Origin of the sequence: Saccharicrinis sp. GN24d3 (assembly GCF_052400645.1) — a bacterium.
In the GTDB taxonomy this organism is placed as follows: domain Bacteria; phylum Bacteroidota; class Bacteroidia; order Bacteroidales; family Marinilabiliaceae; genus Saccharicrinis.
In genome coordinates, this window is the sequence record NZ_JBQTGI010000066.1 from 1 (window position 1) to 2,754 (window position 2,754).

Annotated in this window: 2 protein-coding genes; both read right to left on the minus strand. The window is 44.5% G+C overall.

Annotated features, from left to right (window positions below; translation table 11 throughout):
* Nucleotides 1-86: 86 nt before the first annotated feature.
* Nucleotides 87-812, minus strand: coding sequence for an IS21-like element helper ATPase IstB (istB, locus tag ACT29I_RS25570; protein ID WP_444794847.1), 726 nt, complete (start codon nt 810-812; stop codon nt 87-89).
* Between the two features lie 29 nt (nt 813-841).
* Nucleotides 842-2,413 (minus strand): IS21 family transposase, encoded by a 1,572-nt coding sequence (gene istA / locus ACT29I_RS25575; RefSeq protein ID WP_444794848.1) that lies wholly within the window; start codon nt 2,411-2,413, stop codon nt 842-844.
* Nucleotides 2,414-2,754 lie beyond the last annotated feature (341 nt).

Genomic DNA, 2,754 nt, shown 5'->3' on the forward strand with positions numbered 1-2,754 from the left:
TAGAAAAAACGGTCTATACCCACCCAGTGAAAACGGCCATACCCGTTCACTTTTTTCTTAATCAGCCATGAATTTACAAAAAATTATTAATTCTGTTGTTTACGCCTTGTATTTCCTTTAAGATCAAAGCGGTATGCGGTATGCACGATTCTATCCATAATGGCATCAGCGGCCGTAGTGTTCGACAACATTACATCATACCAGTCCGCAACCTTTAACTGGCTCATGATAATGGTGGCCTTTCTTCCGTGTCGGTCTTCAATAAGCTCCATAAAATCCAGTAACTGTTGGCCATCCATTTTTCTTACCGCAAAATCATCAATGATAAGAAGGTCCATTCGTGCCATCTTGTCAAAGAACTTCGGCAAGGATGCCTCAACCCTGTGAAGGGTCATGGTTTCAAAAAGCTTCATGATATTAAAGTAGGCCACCTTATAGCCCATTAAACAAGCGTGGTGCCCTAGTGCAGTTCCCAGCCAGCTCTTACCTGTACCTGTAGGTCCGGTGATGATGATAGGTGCCCCCTGTTTGATATATTCACAAGTGGCCATTTGCATAACTTTACCACGCTCCAGCCCCCTGGCCGCATCAAAGCTTAGTTCTTCGATGGTTACCTGGTAGCGGAAGCGTGCAGCCGAAATCAAACGTGCGTTACGGTTTGTCCTGCGCTGATCTTTTTCCGCTTGTAATAACAATTGCACGCCCTCATAAAACGAAAGGCCGTCCAGCTTCCTTGTTTCAAGCAGCGAAGCCCAGCATTGGGCCATGCCCGGCATTCGTAAACTCTTAAATTGATCTGTAACTTCATTCATAATCTATATATTTTAGTGAATAATAATGGTTAACTATATTCTTCCTTCCCTCTGACATTCGAATGGGAAGGGAAATTCATGAATAACTCCTGGTCTTCTACATCTGCAATTCCCCGGCAATTAGTTTTGATTAAGCGTTCAATAAAACCATAGCGGTATTTTTGATACAGCAGTGCCGTGTCGCATGACTTTTTAAACAAGTGGGGATCTGTTTCTCTCTGGAGTTTCAGCAAGCCCTCACAGCCTCTGTAAAATGTTTCAACCGGAACCGTTGCGGTTGCAAACATGTACTCGACCACTTCTCCAAGTTCCAGTGATGCATTTTGTGCACGCTTGACATAGTACTGAGGTGAACGATCCCGATAGGCCTGGGTGTTGGAAGCCAGATGTTCTTTCACGTAGGTATATTTGCCCTGGTTATAGGATCTCTTGTGCATAGCTACGCATTCGCCGTTGATGTAAATCTTGACAAGGCTGCGCGTGTAAATAACACTGGTTTGCTGACCGGTGTACACATGTGGTGTTGAGTAATGGTGCTTGTCTCGTCCCAGGTAAACAAAACCATTGGGATTGACTTTTAAACTTGCATAAAAGCGAACCTCAAACCGTTCTTTCGGAAGAGGGCGAAGCTCTGGCTTTTCTGTTGCCATAAATTGCTCTTCGCGAGTGTATGGGTGTTGTTGCATACGCTTGCGGTTATGTGCCAGCATTTTCTCTCCAATGGCCTTGTTTAGCTCTTCCAGCGAGTAGAACTTATGGTTGCGAAGTTGGGCATAAACCCGGTTGTAGACGATCTTCACCTGGTTCTCAACCAAACTTTTATCTTTCGGTTTTCTGGACCTTGCGGGGATAACCACAAAGCCATAATGGTTGGCCATGTCTTCTAAAATGCGGTTGATTTTCGGTTCGTGAGGGTCGGTTTTCACTACTGCTGCCTTTAGGTTGTCGCTCACAACAATCTTTGGCACACCGCCAAGTGAACCCAGGCACATAGCCAGGGCATGTATAAAGTCTTCACTTCTTTGAGAGCGGACCGCAATCGCAAAACCATAGTCTGTAGCCGGCATACAGGCCACAAAAACCTGCACCTTAACTATCTCTCCGGTTTCCCTATCGACGTACTCTAACCGGTCTCCCGCATAATCAATCATTAGTTTTTCGCCAGGTGTATACAAATCTTTTAACAACGAGGAAGATACTGGACGTTTGGCCTTCGTATGTTGCCGGTAATGATAGCGAAACTGAGTTAGCCCATAACCTTGGGGATGCTCCGCAATGTACTCTTCCCAAAGTAATTTAAGGGTTACGTGGGGACGTTTCATTTCATCCTCAAAGTAGGATAGTTTCTTTTTAAACCCTTCGAACCGCTCCCCTTCCGGATAGGCAGGACTGCCACCGTTCATGCGGTGTTGCAAAACCGGATCATCCAGTTTTAATAACTCCTTTACGGACAACCCGTCTGATTTTGCAAGGTTTACGTAGCGATTGACGGTTTCCTTATTTACTGAAAGGTCTTCGGCTATCTGACGGTTTGAAACACCATTATGATGTAACTGGAGCATTTGTTTTACTTTACTCATATCTTTTTCTTTTCCTGCCATGGCTTTAATTTTTTCTATGTGGATATGCACAGAAAAAAAACTAGCAAAAAAAAGTGAACGGCAATGCTCCGTTTTTTGAAAATGGTCTCCGTGGGCGGGAATGCCCCGTTTTGTATTATCCTACAGATTTTTACGAACCCTGGATGGGTGGCAATGCTCCGTTTTTGACCCGTTTTTCACTACTCGTCAATTGACTGGGTGGCAATGCTCCGTTTTCCGGTCCGTTTTTGCCCATTTTTTGCGTTTTTGAACGGCAATGCTCCGTTTTTTTGACGCTTTTTTGACAATTTATGAGCCTGAGGACAAACCGTTTTTTGGGTGGGTAAGCTCCGTTTTATCTA